Source organism: Micromonospora sp. PRAS1, from assembly GCF_059553435.1.
Genome location: NZ_JCANNB010000008.1, coordinates 176357 through 196873 on the forward strand (window position 1 = coordinate 176357; position 20517 = coordinate 196873).

The window sequence follows — 20517 nt, forward strand, 5'->3', positions numbered from 1 at the left end:
AAAAAGGGTGGAACGGTCGGTTGCGGTCGCCGACGAGCGGCGTGCTGGCGAGCGGGAGAAACGAAGGCTCAGGCGACCGCGAGGGTCGCCGTCGGGGCCCTGGGGCGGGCCCGGCCGGCGGCATCGGGATCGCGATGCCGGGGGATGCCCGTGCGTCCGGAGCGTTCGCGCAGGACCCGACGGGTGATCCGCAGCTCGGGGTCGGTGACCACCCGGTGCAGCAGGTTCGAGGCGGCGAGCACGACGCTCAGCAGGACGCCGGTCGCCGCGGCCGTGCCGGTGAGCATGCTCGACGCACCGACGTCGGCCAGCACGCCGACGAGGTACCAGAGCACACCGAAACCGATCACCCGACAACCATAGCCGGCAGTGGAGTCCAAGGTGTGCCGGGACTTAGTTTGTAGCCATGATTCCGATCTCCTGCGTCCTGTTGGTGGACCGGCACGGGCGGCTGCTGATGCAGCTGCGCGACGCGTACGCCCCGTACCACCCGAACGTGTGGGGCCTGCCGGGTGGGCACGGCGAGCCGGGGGAGACCCCCGAGAAGACCGCCAGCCGGGAGTTGCAGGAGGAGACCGGGCTGCGGGTGACGGACGGCCTGCGGTTGTACGCCCGCCAGGAGCTGCCCGACCAGGACCGGGTGAAGCACTACTTCTGCGCCCCCACCCGGGCCCGCCAGCAGGACATCGTGCTCGGCGAGGGCGCCGCCCTGGTCTTCCTCTCCACCGACGAGCTGCTGGACGGGCGACCGTACACCCCGGGCACCACCCAGGTGCTTACCCGCTTCCTGGCCTCGCCGGAGTACGCCGAACTCACCTCGCTGGCCGCCGCCGACTGACCTTCACCAGGCGCTTCAGTCGACCCGGGGCGGGTGCCAGTCGGCGTGGCGGGCCATCCCGCGCAGCGCCGCCCGGCCCGGCGTCAACCGCATGACCGTGTCGCGTACCGCGATCGCCGCCGGATGACGCAGCTGCTGGCCGAAGCGCGCCGTCCGGGCCGCCGCGCGGGCGACGGCCTGGCTGCGGGGTCGACGTGCCCGGTCGTACGCGCGCAGCGCCGCCGGAACGTCGGCGGCCGGGTCGGCGAGCACGCCCAGCGTCACCGCGTCCTCGATCGCCTGGCAGCCGCCCTGCCCGAGGTGGGGCAGCATGGCGTGGGCGGCGTCGCCGAGCAGGGCCACCCGGCCCCGCACGAAGCTGGGCAGCGGGGCGGCCAGTTGGTAGAGATCGTTGCGCAGCACGGCTTCCGGCGGTGTCGCGGCGAGCAGTGCGGGAATCGGATCGTGCCAGTGGCCGAAACGCTCGCGTACCGCCGTCAGTTCGTCCGGGGCGGTCCGGCCGGGCGGCGAGCTGACCGCCGCGTACCAGTAGACCTGGCCCTCGCCGAGCGGCACCATGCCGAACTCGGCGGCGGGTCCCCAACTGACCGCCGTGACCAGCGGCCCGTCGTAGGCGATGGCGGCCCGCCAGGCGGTCGAGCCGCCATAGGCCGGGGGTGGCAGCTGCGGCCAGAGCGCACCGCGCAGCGCGCTGCGCAATCCGTCGGCGCCGACCACCAGATCGGCGCGCAGCTCGGCCGGTGCGCCGTCGCGGTGGTAGCGCACCACGCCGGTGTCCGGGTCCGCGTCCCGCACCGCGCAGCCGGTCCAGAGCGCCTGCGGTGGCAACGCCTCGCGCAGCATCCGGTGCAGGGCGGCCCGATGTACGCCGAGCGCGGTGGTGCCGAGCAGGCGGTCCATCTCCTCGGCGTCCACCCGGGACAGCCAGCGACCGGTCCGGTCGCGCAGCCCGCCGGGGCCCTCGGCCCGCCCGATCCGGCGCACCGCCGCGCCGAGCCCGAGCGCCTCCAAGCCGCGGACGCCGTTCGCCATCAGCGTGATTCCGGCACCGACCTCACGCGGCTCGGGAGCCCGCTCCAGCACGGTGACCCGCCAGCCCCGCCGATACAGCGCGAGGGCGGCGGCCAGTCCACCGATGCCGGCACCGGCCACCACCGCATGCCCTTCCGCCATGACCGCCACCTTTCTACATCTGTAGAAGTTCATACTACATCCGTAGAAGCGGACGGAGGATGGACAGCTTGACCGGACGGACGAAGCGGGTGGCAGTGCTGGCCGACGCAGCCATCGCGCTGCTGGCCGAGAGCGGCATGAGGGGATTGACCCATCGGGCGGTGGACGTCCGGGCCGGGATGCCGGCGGGCACCACCTCCGCGTACCTGCGCAGTCGGCAGGCGCTCATCGAGGCGGTCGTCCAGCGGCTGGCCGACCTGGACCGGGCCGATCTCGGCGACCGTGACCTGCCCACCGCAACGCCGCCCGCCGCGCCCGGCCCGGCGCTCACGCCGGCCGACCTGGATCAGCTCGCCGCCGGCATCGCCGGGATCCTCGACCACTGGCTCTCCGTCGGCCGGGACCGGACCCTGGCCCGGTACGCATGCCTGCTGGAGGCGGTGCACCGGCCCCAGCTACGGACGATCCTGGAGCACGGCACGGTGCTCCGGGCCCAGGCGGAGGACCTGCTCGCCCGGGCGGGCGCCCCGGATCCCCGCCGCCAGGGGCACCAGTTCGTCGCCTTCGTCGACGGGCTGCTCTTCGACCGGCTGGTCGGCGCCGGCGTGCTGAGCGCGCCGACGCCCGGCACCCCGGCCAGCCGTGCCGACCTGACCGCCGCCGTCCGCGACCTGCTGCGCGCGCTCACCACCTGAGCGCGGCGGTCGCCCGTCCGGCCGGAGCGGTCAGCCCGCCGCGCGGCGCCGGTGGCGGAACGAGTCCGGGCAACCGGCGTCGGTCAGGCGCTCTCGCGGAGCACCGGTGCGGACGGGAACATGGTGCTGCCCGGCTCCGGGCGCCGCTGGAGCACCATGGTCGCCGCCGCCGTGGCGATCTGTCGGACCGGATGACTCGCCGTGGTCAGGTCGGTGGCCGAGGCCAGCGGGATGTCGTCGAAACCGGTCACCGCGACGTCGCCGGGCACCTGCACCCGGTCGGCGCGCAGCTGGCCGATCACCCCCAGCGCGGTCGCGTCGCTGATCCCGACGATCGCGTCGGTGTCCGGCCAGCGGTGCAGCACCTCCCGGGCGGCCTGCCGGCCCCGGGCCGCGGTGAAGTCACCGACCACCTCCCGGGCCGGCAGGCCGGCGTCGCGCAGCAGCCGGCGGTACGCCTGCACCGAGCGGTCGGCGCAGGCCAGCCAGCGGGGCCCGGTGACCATCGCGATCCGGCGGCGACCCCCGGCGTACAGGTGACGGACGAGTGCGGCGGTGCCGCTGGCGTTGTCGATGTCCACCGACGGCACGGTGGTCGAGCCGATCCCGATCGACGCCGTCCGCCCCCGTAGCCGACGCGGCACCAGGTCGAGCAGCGCGCTTGTGGTGTTGACCAGCAGCAGGCCGGCCACCGCCCGGTCGTCGGTGAGCCGGGTGAGCAGTCCCGGTGCGTCCAGCGGCACCCACTGGAGGGTCACGCCCAGGCCGTGCGGCGCGCAGACCCGGGCCGCGGCGCTCACCACCTGGTCGACGTAGCTGTCGTCGAGCACCGCCGGGCTGGTGCCGGCCACCGCCACCAGCAGGCGTACGCCACTGCCGTGCACAAGTGCCCTGGCCGCCGGGTTGGGTACGTAGCCGAGCCGGTCGGCGGCGGTACGCACCCGCTCGCGCGCGAGCGGCGACGCGAAGCCGTTGCCCGCGAGGACCCGCGACGCCGTCGACCGGGACACCCCGGCCACCCGGGCGACGTCGTCGAGGGTGGCCGGCCGGCGTGCCGTTGTCATGATGTTCTCCCTGTTCCTGGTCCTCCGCCTCGGTGGGCGCGGACGCTCACCCGCATCATGCCGCGCCCGCCGTCGTCGCGGTAAGCACCTGAAACGGATTGTGCTGGTAGCGCTCCCAGGTGTCTGATCGTTACCAGCACCTGATCAGGAGAGGACCGTTCGTGGATCCCGCCGTCACCGCCCCCGCGACACCCCCGCCCAGCCCGGGACCGTCCCGCGCCGTACTGTCCGCCCGAAACGGCGTCGCGGTGGTGTTCGCGCTGAACGGGTTGGCCGTGGCGACCTGGTTCTCCCGCGTGCCGGCGATCCGCGACGCGTTGGGCCTCAGCCCCGGCCGGCTCGGCCTGCTGCTGCTCGCCATGTCCGCCGGCGCGATCATCGCCATGCCCACCGCCGGCCTGGTCACCCAGCGCCTCGGTGCGGCCCGCGCGGTGGCGCTGGCCACCCTGATCCTGTCGCTCGGGCTGACCGTCGCCGGCGTCTCGGCAAGCGTCTTCAGCTCGCTGGCCGGGGTGGCGCTGGGACTGTTCGCCGTCGGCTACGGCTCCGGCAGCTGTGACGTGGCGATGAACATCGAGGGGGCCGCCGTCGAGCGTCGGCTCGGTTGGACCGTGATGCCCCGGTTCCACGCCGCGTGGAGCCTCGGCTCGGTGGCCGGGGCCGGTCTCGGCGCGGGCGCGGCCCGGCTGGCCGTACCGGTCGGCGTGCACCTCAGTGTTCTCGCCGCGCTGGTGCTCGCCGGCACCCTGCTCGGGGCGCGGGCGTTCCTGCGGGCCGAGCCCGGCGCCGAGGCCGGCACCCCGGCCGGCCGGCGCAGGCGACTGCTCGCCGCCTGGCGTGAGCCCCGCACCCTGCTCATCGGCCTGCTGGTGCTGGCCGCGGCGTTCGCCGAGGGCAGCGCCAACGACTGGCTCGCGGTGGCCTTCATCGACGGGTACGGCTTCAGCGAGGCGGCCGGCGCGGCGGTCTTCGGTCTCTTCGTCGTCGGCATGACGCTGGGCCGCACCCTCGGCACGGTGGCGCTGGACCGGTGGGGACGGGGTCCGGTGCTCGCCGCGACCATCGTGCTCGCCATCGTCGGCGCCGGCCTGGCGGTGCTCGCCGGCTCCGGGCCGGTCGCGGTGGTGGGCGTGGCGCTGTGGGGCATCGGTGCCTCGCTCGGCTTCCCGGTCGGGATGAGCGCCGCGGCCGACGAGGAGGAGCACGCTCATGTCCGGGTCAGCGTGGTCGCGGTGATCGGCTACACCGCCTTCCTCGCCGGGCCGCCGCTACTCGGCCTGCTCGGCGACCAGGTAGGCACGCTGCGGGCGCTTGTGGTCGTGCCGCTGCTGCTGTTGCCGACGCTGTTGCTTATCCCGGCGCTCCGTCCGCCCGTCGCCGGCAGCACGGGGGTGCCGGCGCGGGCGGGCTCACCATCGAAGCCGGAGGCGTAGCGGGTCGGCCCCAGGATGCCGCACTCCGTGGGTCAGCGGAGGCCGACGACGGCGGCGTCCGGGCCGCCGCGCCAGAGGGTGCCCACCTCGGCGAAGCCGGCCTTGGCGAGGGCTTCGAGATGCCAGGAGACGGGCGGGTTCCACTCCGGGCTGTGGCCGGCGGGATAGATGGCGTGCCGCTGGCGCACCAGCGGGCGCAGCGCCTCGTCCCGCTCCGCCTGCTCCCACCACTGCGACCAGGAGAGGGCGGCACCCGCTGCGTACCGGGCCTCCCGGCCCTCCCGGGCCCGGGCCAGTAGACGTCTGGTCAGCTCCGGCAGGGAGTCGTCGGGCATGTGGTCGGCGTTGACCAGCAGGCCGCCCGGTCGCAGCAGGTCATGGAGTTCGCCGTAGAGGGTGGCCAGCCGGTCGGCGGGCAGCCAGTGCAGCGCGGTGGCGGTGAGCACGGCGTCGTAGCGCCGGTGGGGGAGCGCGGTGTGCCAGTCGGGGCGGCCCAGGTCGGCGGTGACGATGGTGACCCGTTCGCGCAGTGCGGCGGTGGCCAGGGCGAGCAGGGCGGGGTCGAGGTCGACCAGGGTCAGTTCGGCGTCGGGGAAGCGGCGCAGGGCCCGTAGGGAGATGGTGCCGGTGCCGCCGGCCAGATCGAGCAGCCGCACCGGTGCGGTGTCGCGGATCGCGTCGACCGCGTCGAGCATGGCGGTGAACCGGTGCTCCCGGTCCGGCATGAACGCCTCCTGCTGCCGGTCCCAGCTCTCCTGCCATGCCTCGATGTCGCTGATGTAAGGAGTCATGGCGAGCACGCTAGTTACTTGACGGAGCGGCTGTCCAGCCCTGTTGCAAAAGCTTTGCAATTGCGAGAGACTGGCGATGCGATGATCGCGGGGCCGCCGAGCACTGCTCGGCGGCCCCGCACACTCCGAGGGCGCGACCGTGACCGGCGATGGCATGATGTCCGACCGAGGGCGGGGCAGCTGCCCGGCCGACCGGACCCGGGAGCCAACGTGGACCCGCACCGCACCGCCGCGCACGAGATGTTCGACGCCGATGTCGCGTCCAACCGGCTCGGCATCGAGCTGGTCAGCGCTGGCGGCGGCGCGGCGGTCGCCCGGATGCGGGTCACCGCGGACATGGTCAACGGTCACCGGATCGCGCACGGCGGGTTCGTCTTCCTGCTGGCCGACACCGCCTTCGCGCTGGCCTGCAACAGCCACGGGCCGGTCACCGTCGCCGCCAGCGGCGAGATCACCTTCGTCCGGCCGGCCCGGCAGGGTGACCTGCTGGTCGCCCGGGCCGCCGAACGCACCAGGTACGGACGCAGCGGGATCTACGACGTCACAGTGGCCCGCGAGGGCGCGGAGGTGATCGCCGAGTTCCGTGGACACAGCCGGGTCCTCCGGCCGACCTCCGACGGGCGCGGCGACGGCTCGGCACCGGGGGAACGGGCCGCCACCGACCGCGACCGGGTTTGAGCCGTCCCGGTTCGCCGCGCGCCGGGACCGCCCTGTCGTAGCCGTCCGGCACGATGTCCCGATGGGACACGTCGTGCTCTTCCACTCCGTGTACGGGCTGCGGCCCGCCGTGCTGACCGCCGCCGACCGGCTCCGCGCCGCCGGGCATCAGGTGCATGCGCCCGACCTGTACGGGCAGCCGCCGGTCGACACCGTCGAGGAGGGGTTCGCCCTGCTCGACCGGATCGGTCAGCGGACCGTCCTGGACCGGGCCCGGGCCGCGCTCGACGGGCTGCCGCCCGAGACCGTGCTCGCCGGGTTCTCGATGGGCGCCGGGGTGGCCGGCGCGATGCTCGCCGAGCGCCCCGACACGGGCGGTCTGCTGCTGTTGCACGGCACCGGCGGCTCGCCCGGCGAGGTCCGACCCGGCCTGCGGGTCGAGCTGCATCTGGCCGACCCGGACCCCTACGACCTGCCCGAGGAGGTCGACCAGTGGCATCGGGAGATGACCGCCGTCGGAGCCGACCTGGTGGTGCACCGCTATCCCGGTGCGGGTCACCTGTTCACCGACCCGACGGTGGCCGACCACGACCCGGTCGCCGCCGACCTCACCTGGGACCGCGCCCTGGCCTTCCTGGCTCGGCACTGACCCGGCGACTGGCTGCGTCCGGCGGGCGGTGGCGGCCCGCCGGATGAAGCCGGCGCGTACCGCCCTGGGCAGCCGGGCCCCGGCGACCTGACACAGCGCCTCGTCGGCGACGGTGTGCCCGCCGGTGGGCCGGGCGACGAGCAGGCCGGCCTCGGTCAGGTCGCCCAGTGCCACCTCCGCGCAGCCGACCGACCAACCGAGGGCCCGGGCCAACGCGGGCGCGGTGCACTCCGGCGACAGGGCGGCGGCGACCATCAGCGTCGCCCGCAGCCGACCGTCGAGACGATCCAGCCGGGCCTCGGCGACCCGGCGGACGCTCTCCGGCACGGGCAGCCGCGCCGGAGCGGAGAGCGCCCGCGAGTGGACGCTGGGCGGCGGGTCCGGCGGGTCGACGTCGAGCGCCCGCACGTACGCCACGGCGTGCCCGGGATTGCCGCCGACCAGGGGGACCAACTGCCGCACCAGAGCGCCCGACCGGCCGGTGCGGTGCAGCAGCCGGTGCAGCAGCCGCCCGGTGGTCACCGGGTCGAGCGGGGACAACCGGAGCCGGGCGGCCGGTCGGGCGGACCCGTCGATCTCCGAGCTGCCGGTTGCGACCACCACCAGCGGCAGGCCGTCGGTGGTGGCGCGGTCGACAAGCGTGTCCAGATGCCGGCGAAGCCCCGGTGCGGCACGGTCGAGGTCGTCCACGGCGACCACCACCGGTTGCCACCGCGCCAGGGTCAGCAGCAGCTCCCGCCAGCCGGCCAGTGCCCGGGCGCCCGCCCCGGTGCCGACCGCGCCGGCCAGATCGCGCAGCCAGCCCGGCACCGCCGCCAGGGACTCCGGCGAAACCAGTCCGTCCAACGCGCCGGCCAGCCGCCGGGCCACCGCCTCGGGTGGCTCGGCCGTGCGGGCGCCGGCCAGCGTACGGATCAGCTCCGCGACGGGCGTCAGCGGACCGTCCGGGTAGGGCGGACAGACCGCCCGGCACCAGCGGACCGCAACCCCGTCCAGCGTGGGCGTGCCGCGCACCAACTCGTGCAGCAACCGGCTGCGTCCGCTACCGGCCGGTCCGGTAAGCAGCACCCGCCGTGGACCGGATCCCCGGACCGCCTCGGCAAGCCGCTCCCGGAGGGCGGCCAGCTCTCCGCGTCGGCCGATCATCGGGCCGTGCGGTCGGGGCGGACGGGCACTTCGGGTGCCCGTGGCGTGCCACACGTCGACCGGCAGCGCCTTGCCGGTCACCGTGACCGCCGGGATCCGCCGCTGCGTGATCAGCCCGGCGACGGCCCGGTGGGTGACCGCGCAGACCGCCACGCCGCCGGGCGGGGCGTACTCCTGCAACCGGGCGGCGAGCGTGATGACCGCACCGCTGGCCACGCCGTGTCCGCCGTCGTGGCTAACCGCGAGGTCGACCATGGCCTCGCCGGTGGCCACGCCGACCCGGACCCGCAGCCCCGGCGCGGTCGGGACCGGCCGCCGGTCGAGCGCCCGCTGGATCTCCAGGCCGGCCCGTACCGCCCGGTACGCTTCCCACCCGTCACCGACCCGTGCGCCGAAAAGGGCCATCACGGCATCGCCGACGTACTTCTCCACCGCGCCGTGCCACCGTCGCAGTACCCGGGCGACCGTGCTGAAGTAGACCCGCTGCAGGGCGCGGACGTCCTCCGGATCCAGCCGGTCCACAAGTCCGGTGGAACCGACGATGTCGACGAAGAGGACGGTCACGGTCCGCCGTTCCTCGGCGACCGGCCAGCTGTTCGACTGGACCGACGCCGGCGCGGCGACGAGGATTGACATGGGCATGGAGACGCACCCGCCTCTCTCCCCCCGTACGTGTCGACGTTGTCCGCAGCCTGTCATCCCTGGTCCGACCGGGGATCGGCAGAACGACGTATGTCGGCCGAACACCACCATTGGTCGCAATGTCGACGCGAGCCGGAGGAGCGCGCTAGAGGGGAAAGGGTGCCGGTGGCTAGGCTGCGAGCCATGGCCAGCGACCTGGACACCACACCGCTCGTCGGTCGGGCCGACCTGGTGGCGACGGTGCGTGCCGCGCTGGTCGAGGAGGTGGTCCCGGGCCATACCGCAGCCGTCTTCCTCACCGGGGAAAGCGGGGTGGGCAAGACCCGGATGCTGCGCGAGGTCGGTGCCGGGCTGCGCGACGGCGGTGCCCTGGTGCTCACCGGCTCCTGCCTGGACATCGGCGACGCCTCGCCGCTGCACCCGCTGCGCCAGGCGCTACGCCGGCTCGACGCCGACCTGCCCCCGCCCGCCACGGCCTCGGTCCGGGCGCTGTTGGCGGTGTTCGCCGAGGAGGCCGCCGGTCCGGACGGGGCGGGCGCCCTGCTGGAGCGGGTCTCGCGTGGGCTGAGCATGATCGCCGAGGGACGTCCCCTGGTGCTCGTGCTGGACGACCTCCAGTGGGTCGACCGGACCACCCGCCAGCTGCTGCTCTACCTGCTCGCCGGTCTGGGTGACCTGCAACTGTCGGTGCTCGCGGCGGTGCGTTCGGAGTCCCTTCAGGGCGCGCATCCGCTGCGCCGGGTGCTCACCGAGCTGCGCCGGCTCCGGTCGGTACGGGTGCTCGACCTGGCCCCGCTGGACCGGGCCGCGACCGAGCAGTTCGCCGCGGCGGTGATGCGCCGTCCGCTGGCGCCCGAGGCGGCCGAGCAGCTGTGGCGGCGCAGCGGCGGCAACCCCTTCGTCGTAGAGGAGCTCTCCCGGGACCTGCGCGACGGGCGGGACGGTCTCTCCGACACCCTGCGTGAGGTCTTCCTGGCCCGGGTGGACGCCCTGCCCCGGCCAGCGCACCGGGTCGTGCACGCGGTCGCCGCCGGGGTGGAGCCGGTCGAGCACTGGCTGCTCGCCCAGGTCGTCGACCTGCCCGAGCCCGACCTGCTGGACGCCGTCCGCGCGGCGGTCGCCCACCGGCTGCTGGTCGGCTCCGACGACGGTTACCGGCTGCGTCACCGGCTCGTCGCGGAGGTGCTGGCGGACGAGTTGCTGCCCGCCGAACGCGCCCTGCTGCACCGCCGCTACGCCGAGGCGTTGACCTCGGCCCAGGGTGAGCTGCACCAGGCTCGGCTGGCGCATCACTGGCGGCTGGCCGGGGAGCCGGAACGGGCGCTACCGGCGGCGCTGGCCGCCGCTGCGGAGGCCGAGCGGCTGTACGGCTACGCCGAGGCGCACCGGCACTGGTCGGTCGCCGTGGAGCTGGCCGAAGGGCTTCCCGGTGTGGACCGCGCCGCCCTGCTCGGGCACGCGGCCGAGGCCGCCCACCACTGTGGTGAGTACGCCCGGGCGCTGGCTCTGCTGGAGGAGCTGGCCGGGGCCGACACCGAACTTCCCGTTTGCGAGCTGCACATCCGACGGGCCCGTTACCTCGCCGCCGCCGGGCGGTCGGCGCTGGCCGAGGCGGAGTACCAGCAGGCGCTGGAGAGCGCCGACTGCACCTCCCGGCAGCGGGCCACCGCCGCCGCGCGCCTGGCGGAGCTGCTGCTGCACCTGGGCCGGTACGCCGACGCCGGCCAGCGGGCGCGGGAGGCACTGGCCCTGGCCGAGCAGGTCGACGGGGCCACCACCGAGGTGGTGCTGGCCAGCATGGCGCTGGGCTTCTCCGAGGCGTACCGCCAGGATCCGGAGGCTGGGCTGACCGTACTGCGCCGGGCGTTGGCGACCGCCGAACGCGCCGGCCGTCCGGAGGACGTCGCCCTGGCCTACCTGCACCTGGCCGAGCTGCTCACCGGCCCGCTCAACACCCTCGAAGAGGGGGTGGTGGTGGCCCGCCGGGGTGCCGAACGGGTGACCGAGCTGGGGCTGGGCCGCAGCTACGGGACCCGGTTGCTGGCGATCGCGACAAACGGACTGTTCCGAGTGGGGCAGTGGGCCGAGGCGGAGAAGGTCGTCGCGGCGGCGCTGCGGCACCGGCCCTCCGGCGCGGACGCGGTGGAACTGCTGCTGGCCCGGTGCCGGCTCTCGGTCGGCTACGGTGACGTCGAGGCCGCCGACCGGGATCTCGACGCGGTGGCCACCATGCTCGCCGGCGCGGGTGCCCGGCACGTCATCCCCCTGCTCACTCTGCGCGCCGGGCTGGCCATGTGGCAGGGGCGCCACGACCTGGCCCGGCACGCGGTGCGCCGTGGCCTCACCGAGACCCGCTCCGACGACCTGGTCATCCTCGCCGTACTGGTCTGGCACGGGCTGCGGGCCGAGGCCGAGGCGCACGCCAGCCGTACCGTCGCCGTGGACGACGAGGCGGTGCGCCGACTGCGGGAGATCGCCGACCGGGTGGCCGGCAAGAGCGAGCATGCGGCCCGGCCGGTACGCGACGTCGTCGAGGGCTACCTGGCGCTCTGCGCGGCCGAGGTGAGCCGCCTCGACGGGGCGGATCCGGACCTGTGGGCGCGGGCCGCCGCCGAGTGGGACAAACGCAACCACCCGTATCCGGCGGCGTACTCCCGACTGCGGCAGGCCGAGGCGTTGCTGGCCCGGCGGCGTCGGACCGCGACCGCCGGCAAGCTGCTGCGCCAGGCGTACCAGACGGCGCAGGGACTCGGCGCGGTACCGATGTCCGAGGAGATCCGTACCCTCGCCGGCCGGGCCCGGATCCGGCTGGAGGAACGGGCCACCGCCACGGTGAGTCCGGCCGGGTCGAACGGCGACGAACTCGCCGCGCTCACCGCCCGCGAGCGCGAGGTACTGGCCGCGGTTGCCGAGGGCCTGACCAATAAGGAGATCGGCCAGCGGCTGTTCATCAGCGAGCGGACCATCGGTGTGCACGTCTCGCACATCTTCGACAAGCTCCAGGTGCGTACCCGGGTCCAGGCGAGCGCCATCTTCCTACGTAGCCGCCCGCAGGTGTCGGATACGTAGTTCTACTGATGTCGCCGTGCCGGCCGGCTGGGAGGCTGGGCCCGGCGCCGACGAAGGGACGACGGCGTCGGCGAACAGGGCGGAGCAGGCATGAGTGAGCGAGTCACCGGGCTCGGCGCGGTGGTGCCCCGGGGCGACACGGAGGGGCCGGCCGGCCCGACCGGACCGGTCTGGGGGCCCGTGCACCAGGACGTCGTCGACCTGCTCGCCGAGCATCCGACCGACGTGCCCGCCGTGGTCGACCACCTGGCCCGGTTGCAGGAACTGCTGGTCCGGCTGCCGCCGCTGCTGGAGAGCTGCCCGCTGGCCGACTTCAACAGGTTGTATCTCGTCATCACCAGCAGCGTGCTGGACGGCCTCTACGCCGACCGGTTCGTCGACCCGGTCTTCCTGTCCCGGCTGGACGTCGAGTTCGCGGCGCGCTACTTCGATGCGCTGCGGCTGTGGAGCGACCGCAGCCCCGGCATCCCGAAGGCCTGGGCCTGCCTGTTCGAGCGGATGTGCGGCCCGGACGCCCGGCCGCTGCCCTCGGCGGCGGCCGGTGTGAACGCGCACATCAACTTCGATCTGCCGTTCGCGCTGGTGACCACCTTCGACCACCTGGAGTCGGAGCCGGTAAACGGCAGCGATCAGCACCACGACTATCTGGAGATCAACAAGATCTTCGCCGACCAGATCCCCGAACTGCGCCGGGGCTATCTGGACCGGTGGCAACTGCTCTTCGACATGCTCAACGGCGACATCGACGACTGGTACCAGGGTGAGCTGATCGGGTACACACGCGACGTGGCCTGGCGAAACGCGCAGCGGGTCTGGCGGTGCCGGCACGATCCACATCGACATGAACGCGAGCGCAAGCGGCTCGACGACGCTGCCGCGGCGCTCGGACGGTTGCTGCTCTCGCCCCTCGGGGCGTTCCTGCAGTAACCGGGACGGGGGGTCCCCGCGCTCCGCGGCACGCCCAGCGGAGCGCGGGGGCGGTCCGACCCGAACCGGGCGGCGACGCCCGGAACAGAGCACGGGGGGACAGGGGGCCGGCCGGCCCCGGGGGGTGTCGGCCGGCCCTCGCGGGGTACCCCGGGGCCATGCCCGGACAACTCTTCGAGTTCCGGTTCGATCCGCCGTTCCGTCCGGTACTGGTCCTGCTCGGGGTCCGACCCGCGACCGCCTGGGTACGGGTGGACGCCGACGCGCTGGCGGTGCGGTTCGGCCCGTGGCGGCTGCGTACCGGCCGGGACAACGTGGCCGGCGTCGAACTCGGTGGCCCGTACCGCTGGTGGCGGGCGATCGGGCCACGGCTGTCCGCTTCCGACCTCGGGGTCACCTTCGGCAGCAGTGTCGCCGCCGGGCTCTGCGTACGGTTCGTGCGACCGGTACCGGCCCTGATTCCCGGCGGCTGGCCGCGTCATCCCGGGCTGACGGTCACCGTCGCCGACCCGGCCGGGCTGGCCCGCGCCCTGACGAATCCGGGCGGCGGCTGAGCGCGATCCGCTTTCACCGTTCGGGCGAAGTCGCGTTCTCCGACCGCCTACGGTCGGGTCAGGAACGCCGGAGGGCGGGCGGGACATGGGGGACAGGACCAGAACGCGACGTGGCCGGGAACGCCGTCCGGCCTCCGGTACGCCGGATCCCGGGCTGCGCGCTGCGCGGGATCCCACCCGGCCGGGCGAACGGACGGGTCGGCGGGTCAGCGTGCCGGACCGGGTGGCGGTGGGCCCGCGCGGCACCGCCACCGCGCCGAGCCGGCTGCGCCGCTGGCTGCTGGTGCACCAGGTGCAGCCGGTCGGCCCGGAGACTGGCGAGGGGCAGGCGCGGTCGCATTCCTGGTGGCGGGTGATGTGCCTGACCGGTGTGGACTACTTCTCCACCCTCTCCTACCTGCCCGGTATCGCGGCCCTGGCCGCCGGGGCGCTCTCGCCGGTGGCGACCCTGTTGATCGTTGCGTTGACCCTCTTCGGCATGCTGCCGATGTACCGCCGGGTGGCGCAGGAGAGCCCGCACGGTCAGGGTTCGGTGGCGATGTTGGAGCGGCTGCTGCCGTTCTGGCGGGGAAAGATCTTCGTGCTGGTCCTGCTCGGCTTCGTCGCCACCTCGTGGATCGTCACAATCACCCTCTCCTCGGCCGACGCCACCGTGCACCTGTTGCAGAATCCGTACCTGCCGGCGGGCTTCGGCGGAACCACGGTCGCGGTCGCTGTCACGGTGCTGCTCCTGCTGGTGCTGGGCGGGGTCTTCCTGCTCGGCTTCCGGGAGGCGGTGGCGGTGGCCGTCCCGCTGGTCGTCGCCTTCCTGGCCCTGAACGCGGTGATCGTGGTGGTGGCCCTGGTCGAGGTCTTCGCCAACCCGGCGGTGCTGGCCGGCTGGACCGGGACGCTGACCGCGGGCGGTGGACCGGGCCAGGTGGCGCTTACCGCGGCGCTGGCGTTCCCGTTGCTGGTGTTGGGCCTCTCCGGTTTCGAGACCGGGGTCAGCATGATGCCGCTGGTCAGCGGGGCCGGACCGGACCCGCAGGCCCGGCTGGCCGCGCGGATCCGCAACACCCGGCGGCTGCTCACCGCCGCCGCGTTGATCATGTCGATCTACCTGGTCTGCACCACGTTCGTCACCACCGTGCTGATCCCGCCCGAACAGTTCGCCCCCGGCGGGGCCGCCAACGGGCGCGCCCTGGCCTACCTCGCCCACCAGCAGGTCGGCGAGGTCTTCGGCACCGTGTACGACGTCAGCAGCATCCTCATCCTGTGGTTCGCCGGTGCGTCGGCGATGGCCGGGCTGATCAACATCGTGCCGCGCTACCTGCCGGCCTACGGGATGGCGCCCGAGTGGGCGCGGGCGGTACGGCCGGTGGTCATCGTCTACACGCTTGTCTGCATCGTGTTGACCGTCCTCTTCCGGGCCGACGTCGACGCCCAGGCCGGGGCGTACGCCACCGGGATCCTGGCCATGATGGTCTCCGCCGCGGTGGCGGTGGCGATCGCGGCCGCCGGGCACCGCCAGCGCGGCGTCGCCGCCGGCTTCACCGTGCTCACCCTGGTCCTGCTGTACGCGCTGGTCGAGAACGTGATCGCCAAGCCGGACGGGATCGCCATCTCCGGCCTGTTCATCCTCGGCATCATCGCCGTGTCGCTGGTCTCCCGGGTCACCCGGACGACCGAACTGCGGGCGGAGCGGGTGGAGTTCGACGAGCCGGCGCGGCGGTTCATCGCCGACTCGGTGGCCCACGACGACCGGTTGCACGTGATCGCCCACAAGCCGCGTAGCGGCGCGGTGAAGGAGTACACCGTCAAGGAGCGGGCGCAACGCGGGCTCAATCCGGTGCCGGGGGCCACCGACGTGCTCTTCCTGGAGATCGATGTGCTCGACCCGTCCGGGTTCCGGCACGTGCTGCGGGTACGCGGCGTCGAGGTGGGCGGGTACCGGGTGCTGCGGGCCAGCAGCCCGGCGGCGCCCAACGCCATCGCGGCGATCCTGCTGGCGCTGCGCGATGCCACCGGGGTCCGCCCGCACGCGCACTTCGAGTGGTCGGAGGGGAACCCGATCGCGCACCTGCTGCGGTACCTGATCCTGGGCCGCGGCGACACCCCGCCGGTGGTCCGGGAGATCCTGCGCAAGTCCGAGCCGGACCCGGCCCGGCGCCCCGGCATCCACGTCGGCGGATAGCGCGTCCCGCCAAGCGGCTATGTGAACGCGAGTGGAGTAATTGTTCATGTATGCCGGTTATCAACCCTGATTCGCCATACGGTGGCCTCTGGTGGCTGCCGCGACGTCAGCCGCCCCGCGCCCGATATCGGTGCGGCCGTGTTTCGCACACACGAAAGGCATGAAGCTGATGTCCACGTACGGAGGAAGCCGCGGGCCGACACGGTCCAGACGGCGGGCCCGTCTGGTGCTGGCCGGCGGCCTGGTGGCGGGCAGCCTGGTGGCCGGGGCGGCGGGCCTCACGGTCGCCGCCTCGGCCGCCGACCGGGACCGGGCGGCGCCGCCACCGCCGGCGCCGACCCGGTTCGAGGGCGACGTGTCCGGCACGGACCGGGCGCCGGAGGGCAAGCGGGAGCAGCCAGCGGAGTGGCACCGGGACGGCGGCGCCGATGCGGCGGGCCGGCCGGACGGTCCGGAGGCCGGGCGCAACGGGCGCCCGCCGCAGCGCAAGCCGGTGTCGGTGCCCTGCGATTCGGCCCAGTTGATCGCCGCGCTGGTCCGGGCGAACGCGGAGGGCGGTGGCACGCTGCGCCTGGCGCAAGGGTGCACCTACCGGCTGACGCACGCCTTCCACCAGGTCGACGAGTACGACGGTGGCATCCGCGACGCGCGCGAGGCCGCCGACGCCGCCGAGACACCCGGCGACGCCGAGGCGCCACCGGTCAACCCGGCCGACGACAAGGCGGGCCTTCCGGTGATCTACCACGGGATCACCATCGAGGGCTCCGGCGCGACCATCCTGCGGGCGGTGGACGCGGAGAACTTCCGGTTCTTCACCGTCCGCGACGGCGGTGAGCTGACCCTGCGCGAGGTGACCCTGCGCAACGGCCGGTCGGCCGCGGACGGCGGCAGCGTGCACGTCGTGCACGGGGCGACCGCGGTCGTCGAGCGGGTCACGGTCGTCGACAGCACCTCGCTCTCGGCGACGGGCGGCGGTGGCGGCATCTTCAACGACGGCAACCTGGAGATCACCGACAGCACGCTTGTCGGCAACCGCGCCGCCGGTGCCGAGGGCAAGGGCGGGGGCCTGCTCAACGGCGGTGTGATGACCATGCGCGGGACCGAGTTCCGGGAGAACAACGCGGCCAGCTACGGCGGTGGCCTGGCCAACTACCGGGCGGCCGGGGACGTCTACTCCTCCACCTTCGTCCGGAACACCGCCGGGCACGGCGGCGGCCTGGCCAGCTTCTCCGCGCGTACCAAGGTCTTCGACAGCCTGGTCGCGGACAACAGCGCGAAGGTCGGCGGTGGTCTGGCCAACTCCGACGCGGTGCTGGTGCTGCGGCAGCTCACGGTCCGGGACAACGTCGCCACCACCTCCGGCGGCGGCATCTCGTCGGTCAAGGGTCTGCTGCCGATGGACGACAGTGTGATCAGTGGCAACACCGCCCGGGGCAACGGCGGCGGCATCTACGCGGAGAAGTCCAACCTGCTGGTGCGGACCAGCGATGTGGCCGGAAACGCGGCGGTGGGCGGGCGCTCCCAGGGCGCCGGGCTGTTCGTCAGCGCCGGGGCCACCTCGCTTTACGACAGCCGGGTGATCCGCAACCGGGCCACCGTGCCGGCCGGCGGTATCCAGGCCGAACGGGCCCAGGTCAAGATCGACGCGGCGAGCGTCGTCATCGAGAACGACCCGACCAACTGCCTCGGCAGCAAGGTGCCCGTCACGCACTGCTTCCGCTGAGTCTGCCGGGCGCGTACCTCCGCCCGCCGCCGGTCGCGATGACCGGCGGCGGGCGGAACCGTGCGTGGTCGAGGCCCGCCCACCGTCACTGGGAGGGCTGGGGCAGCTCGCAGTCGACCTTCGGGTTGGCGCCCACGTAGTTGAGTGGTCCGGCGACGATGGTGACCAGGATGGTGCCGAGTTCGGCGCAGTTGGTCTCCTCGTCGTTGTAGTAGCCGCGCTGGCCGGCGGCGACAGCGCCGATGATCAGCCAGATCACGACGAGAACTCCGAATATCGACGTGCCACGCATGGCTTCCTCCAGTCGAGGGTGGGTACGAGGTGACGGGCCTTCTACCCAACCGGGCCGTTCGGCTAACGACGGCCAGCCGGAGCTACGGCGGTGGCGCGGGTGCCTCGGGTGGCCGGCCCCGGCTGCGCCGGTAATCGGCCAGTGCCACCCCGACAAGGACCAGCATGGCGGCGACCGAGGCCGACAGGGTGGGCAGGAACAGCACCGCGGGCGCGGCGGTGAGCAGCGCCAGTACGCCAGCCGGACGGGACGGCGAGACCCGGTTGAACACCTCGCGTTCGAAACAGGCCCGGCCGATCAGGAAGAGGGCCGGTCCACCCAGGATGAGCGCCGCCCACGCCGGCGGGGTACGCGTCGGCTGCGAGTGCAGCACCAGTTCGAAGCCGGCGGCGGTGACGACCACCCCGGCGACCATCAACAGATGGGTGTACGGGGCGCTGTTGAGGAAGCGACTCGGGTTCCGGACGGCCTGGATGGCGACGGGCATCAGCTCTCCGGCCTTGTGCACGTAGATCCGCCAGAGCAGCAGGGTGGTGGCGAAGGCCACGACGAAGCCGACGTTGGTCTCGGGGCTGGAGTGGTAGGTGCTGAAGGCCAGGCCGGTGACCAGGATCGTGTCGCCGAGTGCGATGGTGAAGAACTGCTGGTACCGCTCGGGGAGATGCTCGGCGGTCACGTTGCGCAGGGCGTTCGGTATCCGCCCCATCCCGGGCACCGGGTAGGCCAACCGTAAGCCCAGGTAGTCGATGCTGAGCGCGAGCAGCCACAGCACCAGCCGGGCGTCACCGGAGACGAACGCGCCGACGATCCAGGGCACCGCCGAGACGGCGAACCAGCAGAAGATCCGGATCGCCCGCCGCTGGACCTCACGGTTGCGGCGTACCGTCGACAGGAGCACAAGCGCGCGTCCGGTGTGGACGCCGACGTAGGCGGCGGCGAAGACCAGCCCCCGGTCGCCGAACGCCTTGGGGATCGCGGTGGTCATCAGCAGCACCCCGAACATCACCGCGACGATCAGCGCCTTGATCTGTGGCCGCTCGGGGTTGTACAGGTCGGTCACCAGCGTGGTGATCGCCCAGGTCCACCAGATGGCGGCCAGCAGGACCAGTGCCTCACCTGCCCGCAACCAGCTGACCTCTGCGGCCAGCGTGCGGGAGATGAGCGCCAGGGCGACCACGTAGACGAGGTCGAAGAAGAGTTCCAGGAGGGTGACCCGCCGGGTGGTGCCCGTGGTACGCACAACCGAACGTTCCGGGGGCGCGGGTTCCGGCTGGGCTAGCGGCACGGACGGCTCCTGGCAGCCGGAGACGGTTCGGCGGGCCGGCGCTGCCGGCTCCCTGACGCTAACCGCTCCGCCTTCGCGACGTGCCGTTATCCGAGGACGCTAGCCGCTCGGCCGCCGTGCCGTGCCGTTATCCGAGCCGGGGGGAACGGGGGCCGCGCCGCCGGTGCGGGCGGCCCGGCCCCCGTACCGGCGGCTCAGTGGCTGTGGTCAGGCGTCGTCGCCGGCCTGGGCGGCAAGGATCTTCGCCTGCTGGGGCCAGGTGGCCACGCTGGCCGTGGCCCGCAACCCGGCACCCCGGATGGTCTCCCGCAGCCCGGCCTCGTCCAGGTCCGCCAGCTGGCGGAAGGTCCGGATGCCCGCGCCGTGCAGCGCGGCGGCCATCTTCGGCCCGACACCCTGGATGCGGCGGAAGTCGTCGGCGGCATCCGTGCCGATGGTGGCGGACGCGGCGGCATCCTCGGCACTGCTGGCCGGCGTGGCGGCGACCGGTGCCTTCTTGGCGGCCGGGGTCCGCTTGGTGGCCGTCTTGCGGCGCGCCGGGGCAGCGCCGGCGGTCACCGGGGCGGTCACGTCCTCGGCGGGCGGTACGACCGGCACGTCCTGGCCGCTCGTCGGCTGCGGCTCGGTGGCCGCCACGGGCGCGGTGACCGGGTCGGCGGCCGGCGCGGTCACGGCGGGCTCGGTCACGGCCGGCTCGGTCACCGGTGCGGTCACGGCCGGCTCCGCCGCGGTCGGCTCGGTCACGGCCGGTGCGGTCACCGGTGCGGTCACCGTCGACTCGGTCACGGTCGGCTCCGCCGCGCTGGCGTCCGTGGTCGTGGCGTCCGTGGTGACGGGTTCGGCGACCACGGCCGGCGTCGGGTCGGCGCCGACGGGCTCGGTGTCGGCCGGCTTGACGCCGGACGGCGCGCTGTTGGCCGCTGCACTGTCGACCGGATCGGCGGCAACCGGTTCGTCGGCCGCCGGGATGGTCGCGGCGGGTGCGGTGCTGGCCGGGGCGCTCGCAGCCGGTGCCGCGGGTGCTGCGCTGGTGGTGCTCGGCGCGGTGTCGGTGGTCGAGGCCGGCACCGGCTCGGTCGCCTGCGTGGTCGCGTCACTCGTCGGCGCAGGCGCGTCGTTGCGCCGACCGCGCAGCAACAGCCAGCCTCCGGCCAGCCCGGCCAGCAGCACCACGAGCAGTATCAGCCAGTCTCCGAAGGAATCGCCCACGGCAAACCTCCCTGAAGGTCACGTCCGGATCGTCGTCGCGAAAAAAGCTCGCCGCAGCTTTTCACACGTGACGCAGAGGCAACAGGCAGGCTCGGTAACAGTCCGTATTCAGGTCGGGAGGGTGACCACAGGTGCCCGGTACGGGACGGACGGTGTGGACCCGGAGGCGTGACAGGGCTTGCCCCGGCACCGCT

General features: G+C 73.8%; 16 protein-coding genes and 2 pseudogenes. 10 read left to right on the forward strand and 8 right to left on the reverse strand.

Annotated elements, in window-relative coordinates; translation table 11 throughout:
- Window positions 1–68: 68 nt before the first annotated feature.
- The gene (locus AC507J_RS10500) at window positions 69–350 is read right to left on the reverse strand and encodes a DUF6412 domain-containing protein (RefSeq protein WP_496288912.1); all 282 of its coding nucleotides are present in this window, start codon (window positions 348–350) and stop codon (window positions 69–71) included.
- 56 nt (window positions 351–406) lie between these two features.
- On the opposite strand from AC507J_RS10500, the gene AC507J_RS10505 reads away from it, so the two are divergent.
- Window positions 407–838, forward strand: coding sequence for an NUDIX hydrolase (locus AC507J_RS10505; RefSeq protein ID WP_496288913.1), 432 nt, complete (start codon window positions 407–409; stop codon window positions 836–838).
- 15 nt (window positions 839–853) lie between these two features.
- Here the strand turns inward: AC507J_RS10505 and AC507J_RS10510 are convergent, their stop codons facing one another.
- A complete protein-coding gene (locus tag AC507J_RS10510; RefSeq protein ID WP_496288914.1) occupies window positions 854–2011 on the reverse strand; it encodes an FAD-dependent monooxygenase in 1158 nt (385 codons plus the stop codon).
- 68 nt (window positions 2012–2079) lie between these two features.
- Here AC507J_RS10510 and AC507J_RS10515 point away from each other — a divergent pair, with 68 nt between their 5' ends.
- Complete coding sequence (locus AC507J_RS10515) at window positions 2080–2706, forward strand: TetR/AcrR family transcriptional regulator (protein WP_496288915.1); 627 nt, start codon at window positions 2080–2082, stop codon at window positions 2704–2706.
- Window positions 2707–2789: 83 nt separating this feature from the next.
- On the opposite strand, the gene AC507J_RS10520 is transcribed toward AC507J_RS10515, so the two are convergent.
- The gene (locus AC507J_RS10520) at window positions 2790–3770 is read right to left on the reverse strand and encodes a LacI family DNA-binding transcriptional regulator (RefSeq protein ID WP_496288916.1); all 981 of its coding nucleotides are present in this window, start codon (window positions 3768–3770) and stop codon (window positions 2790–2792) included.
- A gap of 161 nt (window positions 3771–3931) precedes the next feature.
- Here AC507J_RS10520 and AC507J_RS10525 point away from each other — a divergent pair, with 161 nt between their 5' ends.
- Complete coding sequence (locus AC507J_RS10525) at window positions 3932–5203, forward strand: MFS transporter (protein ID WP_496288917.1); 1272 nt, start codon at window positions 3932–3934, stop codon at window positions 5201–5203.
- A gap of 32 nt (window positions 5204–5235) precedes the next feature.
- Here the strand turns inward: AC507J_RS10525 and AC507J_RS10530 are convergent, their stop codons facing one another.
- Complete coding sequence (locus AC507J_RS10530; RefSeq protein WP_496288918.1) at window positions 5236–5994, reverse strand: methyltransferase domain-containing protein; 759 nt, start codon at window positions 5992–5994, stop codon at window positions 5236–5238.
- 240 nt (window positions 5995–6234) lie between these two features.
- On the opposite strand from AC507J_RS10530, the pseudogene paaI reads away from it, so the two are divergent.
- A pseudogene (gene paaI, locus AC507J_RS10535) lies at window positions 6235–6597 on the forward strand (hydroxyphenylacetyl-CoA thioesterase PaaI); the annotation flags it as partial.
- Window positions 6598–6733: 136 nt separating this feature from the next.
- Window positions 6734–7300 (forward strand): dienelactone hydrolase family protein, encoded by a 567-nt coding sequence (locus AC507J_RS10540; RefSeq protein ID WP_496288945.1) that lies wholly within the window; start codon window positions 6734–6736, stop codon window positions 7298–7300.
- Between the two features lie 606 nt (window positions 7301–7906).
- On the opposite strand, the pseudogene AC507J_RS10545 reads toward AC507J_RS10540, so the two are convergent.
- Window positions 7907–9367 (reverse strand): annotated as a pseudogene (locus AC507J_RS10545) (adenylate/guanylate cyclase domain-containing protein); the annotation flags it as partial.
- Between AC507J_RS10545 and AC507J_RS10550 the strand changes: the two are divergent.
- From AC507J_RS10550 to AC507J_RS10570, 5 genes are all read left to right on the forward strand, one after another.
- Window positions 9272–12157: a helix-turn-helix transcriptional regulator gene (locus tag AC507J_RS10550; protein WP_496288919.1), complete on the forward strand. Its 2886-nt coding sequence runs from the start codon at window positions 9272–9274 to the stop codon at window positions 12155–12157. The pseudogene AC507J_RS10545 and the gene AC507J_RS10550 sit on opposite strands and share 96 nt — an antisense overlap.
- Window positions 12158–12247: 90 nt before the next feature.
- Window positions 12248–13084: a DUF5995 family protein gene (locus AC507J_RS10555; RefSeq protein WP_496288920.1), complete on the forward strand. Its 837-nt coding sequence runs from the start codon at window positions 12248–12250 to the stop codon at window positions 13082–13084.
- A gap of 158 nt (window positions 13085–13242) precedes the next feature.
- The gene (locus AC507J_RS10560; RefSeq protein WP_496288921.1) at window positions 13243–13638 is read left to right on the forward strand and encodes a hypothetical protein; all 396 of its coding nucleotides are present in this window, start codon (window positions 13243–13245) and stop codon (window positions 13636–13638) included.
- An 85-nt stretch (window positions 13639–13723) separates the two neighbouring features.
- A complete protein-coding gene (locus AC507J_RS10565; RefSeq protein WP_496288922.1) occupies window positions 13724–15814 on the forward strand; it encodes an APC family permease in 2091 nt (696 codons plus the stop codon).
- Window positions 15815–15983: 169 nt separating this feature from the next.
- Window positions 15984–17537 (forward strand): right-handed parallel beta-helix repeat-containing protein, encoded by a 1554-nt coding sequence (locus AC507J_RS10570; RefSeq protein WP_496288946.1) that lies wholly within the window; start codon window positions 15984–15986, stop codon window positions 17535–17537.
- Between the two features lie 85 nt (window positions 17538–17622).
- Here AC507J_RS10570 and AC507J_RS10575 read toward each other — a convergent pair whose 3' ends face one another.
- The 3 genes from AC507J_RS10575 to AC507J_RS10585 all read right to left on the reverse strand — a co-directional run bounded on the left by AC507J_RS10575 (window position 17623) and on the right by AC507J_RS10585 (window position 20323).
- Entirely contained in the window at window positions 17623–17829 is a 207-nt protein-coding gene (locus AC507J_RS10575) for a hypothetical protein (RefSeq protein ID WP_496288923.1), read from the reverse strand.
- 82 nt (window positions 17830–17911) lie between these two features.
- Window positions 17912–19069, reverse strand: coding sequence for a low temperature requirement protein A (locus AC507J_RS10580; protein WP_496288924.1), 1158 nt, complete (start codon window positions 19067–19069; stop codon window positions 17912–17914).
- A gap of 252 nt (window positions 19070–19321) precedes the next feature.
- Entirely contained in the window at window positions 19322–20323 is a 1002-nt protein-coding gene (locus AC507J_RS10585; protein WP_496288925.1) for a helix-hairpin-helix domain-containing protein, read from the reverse strand.
- Window positions 20324–20517: the final 194 nt, after the last annotated feature.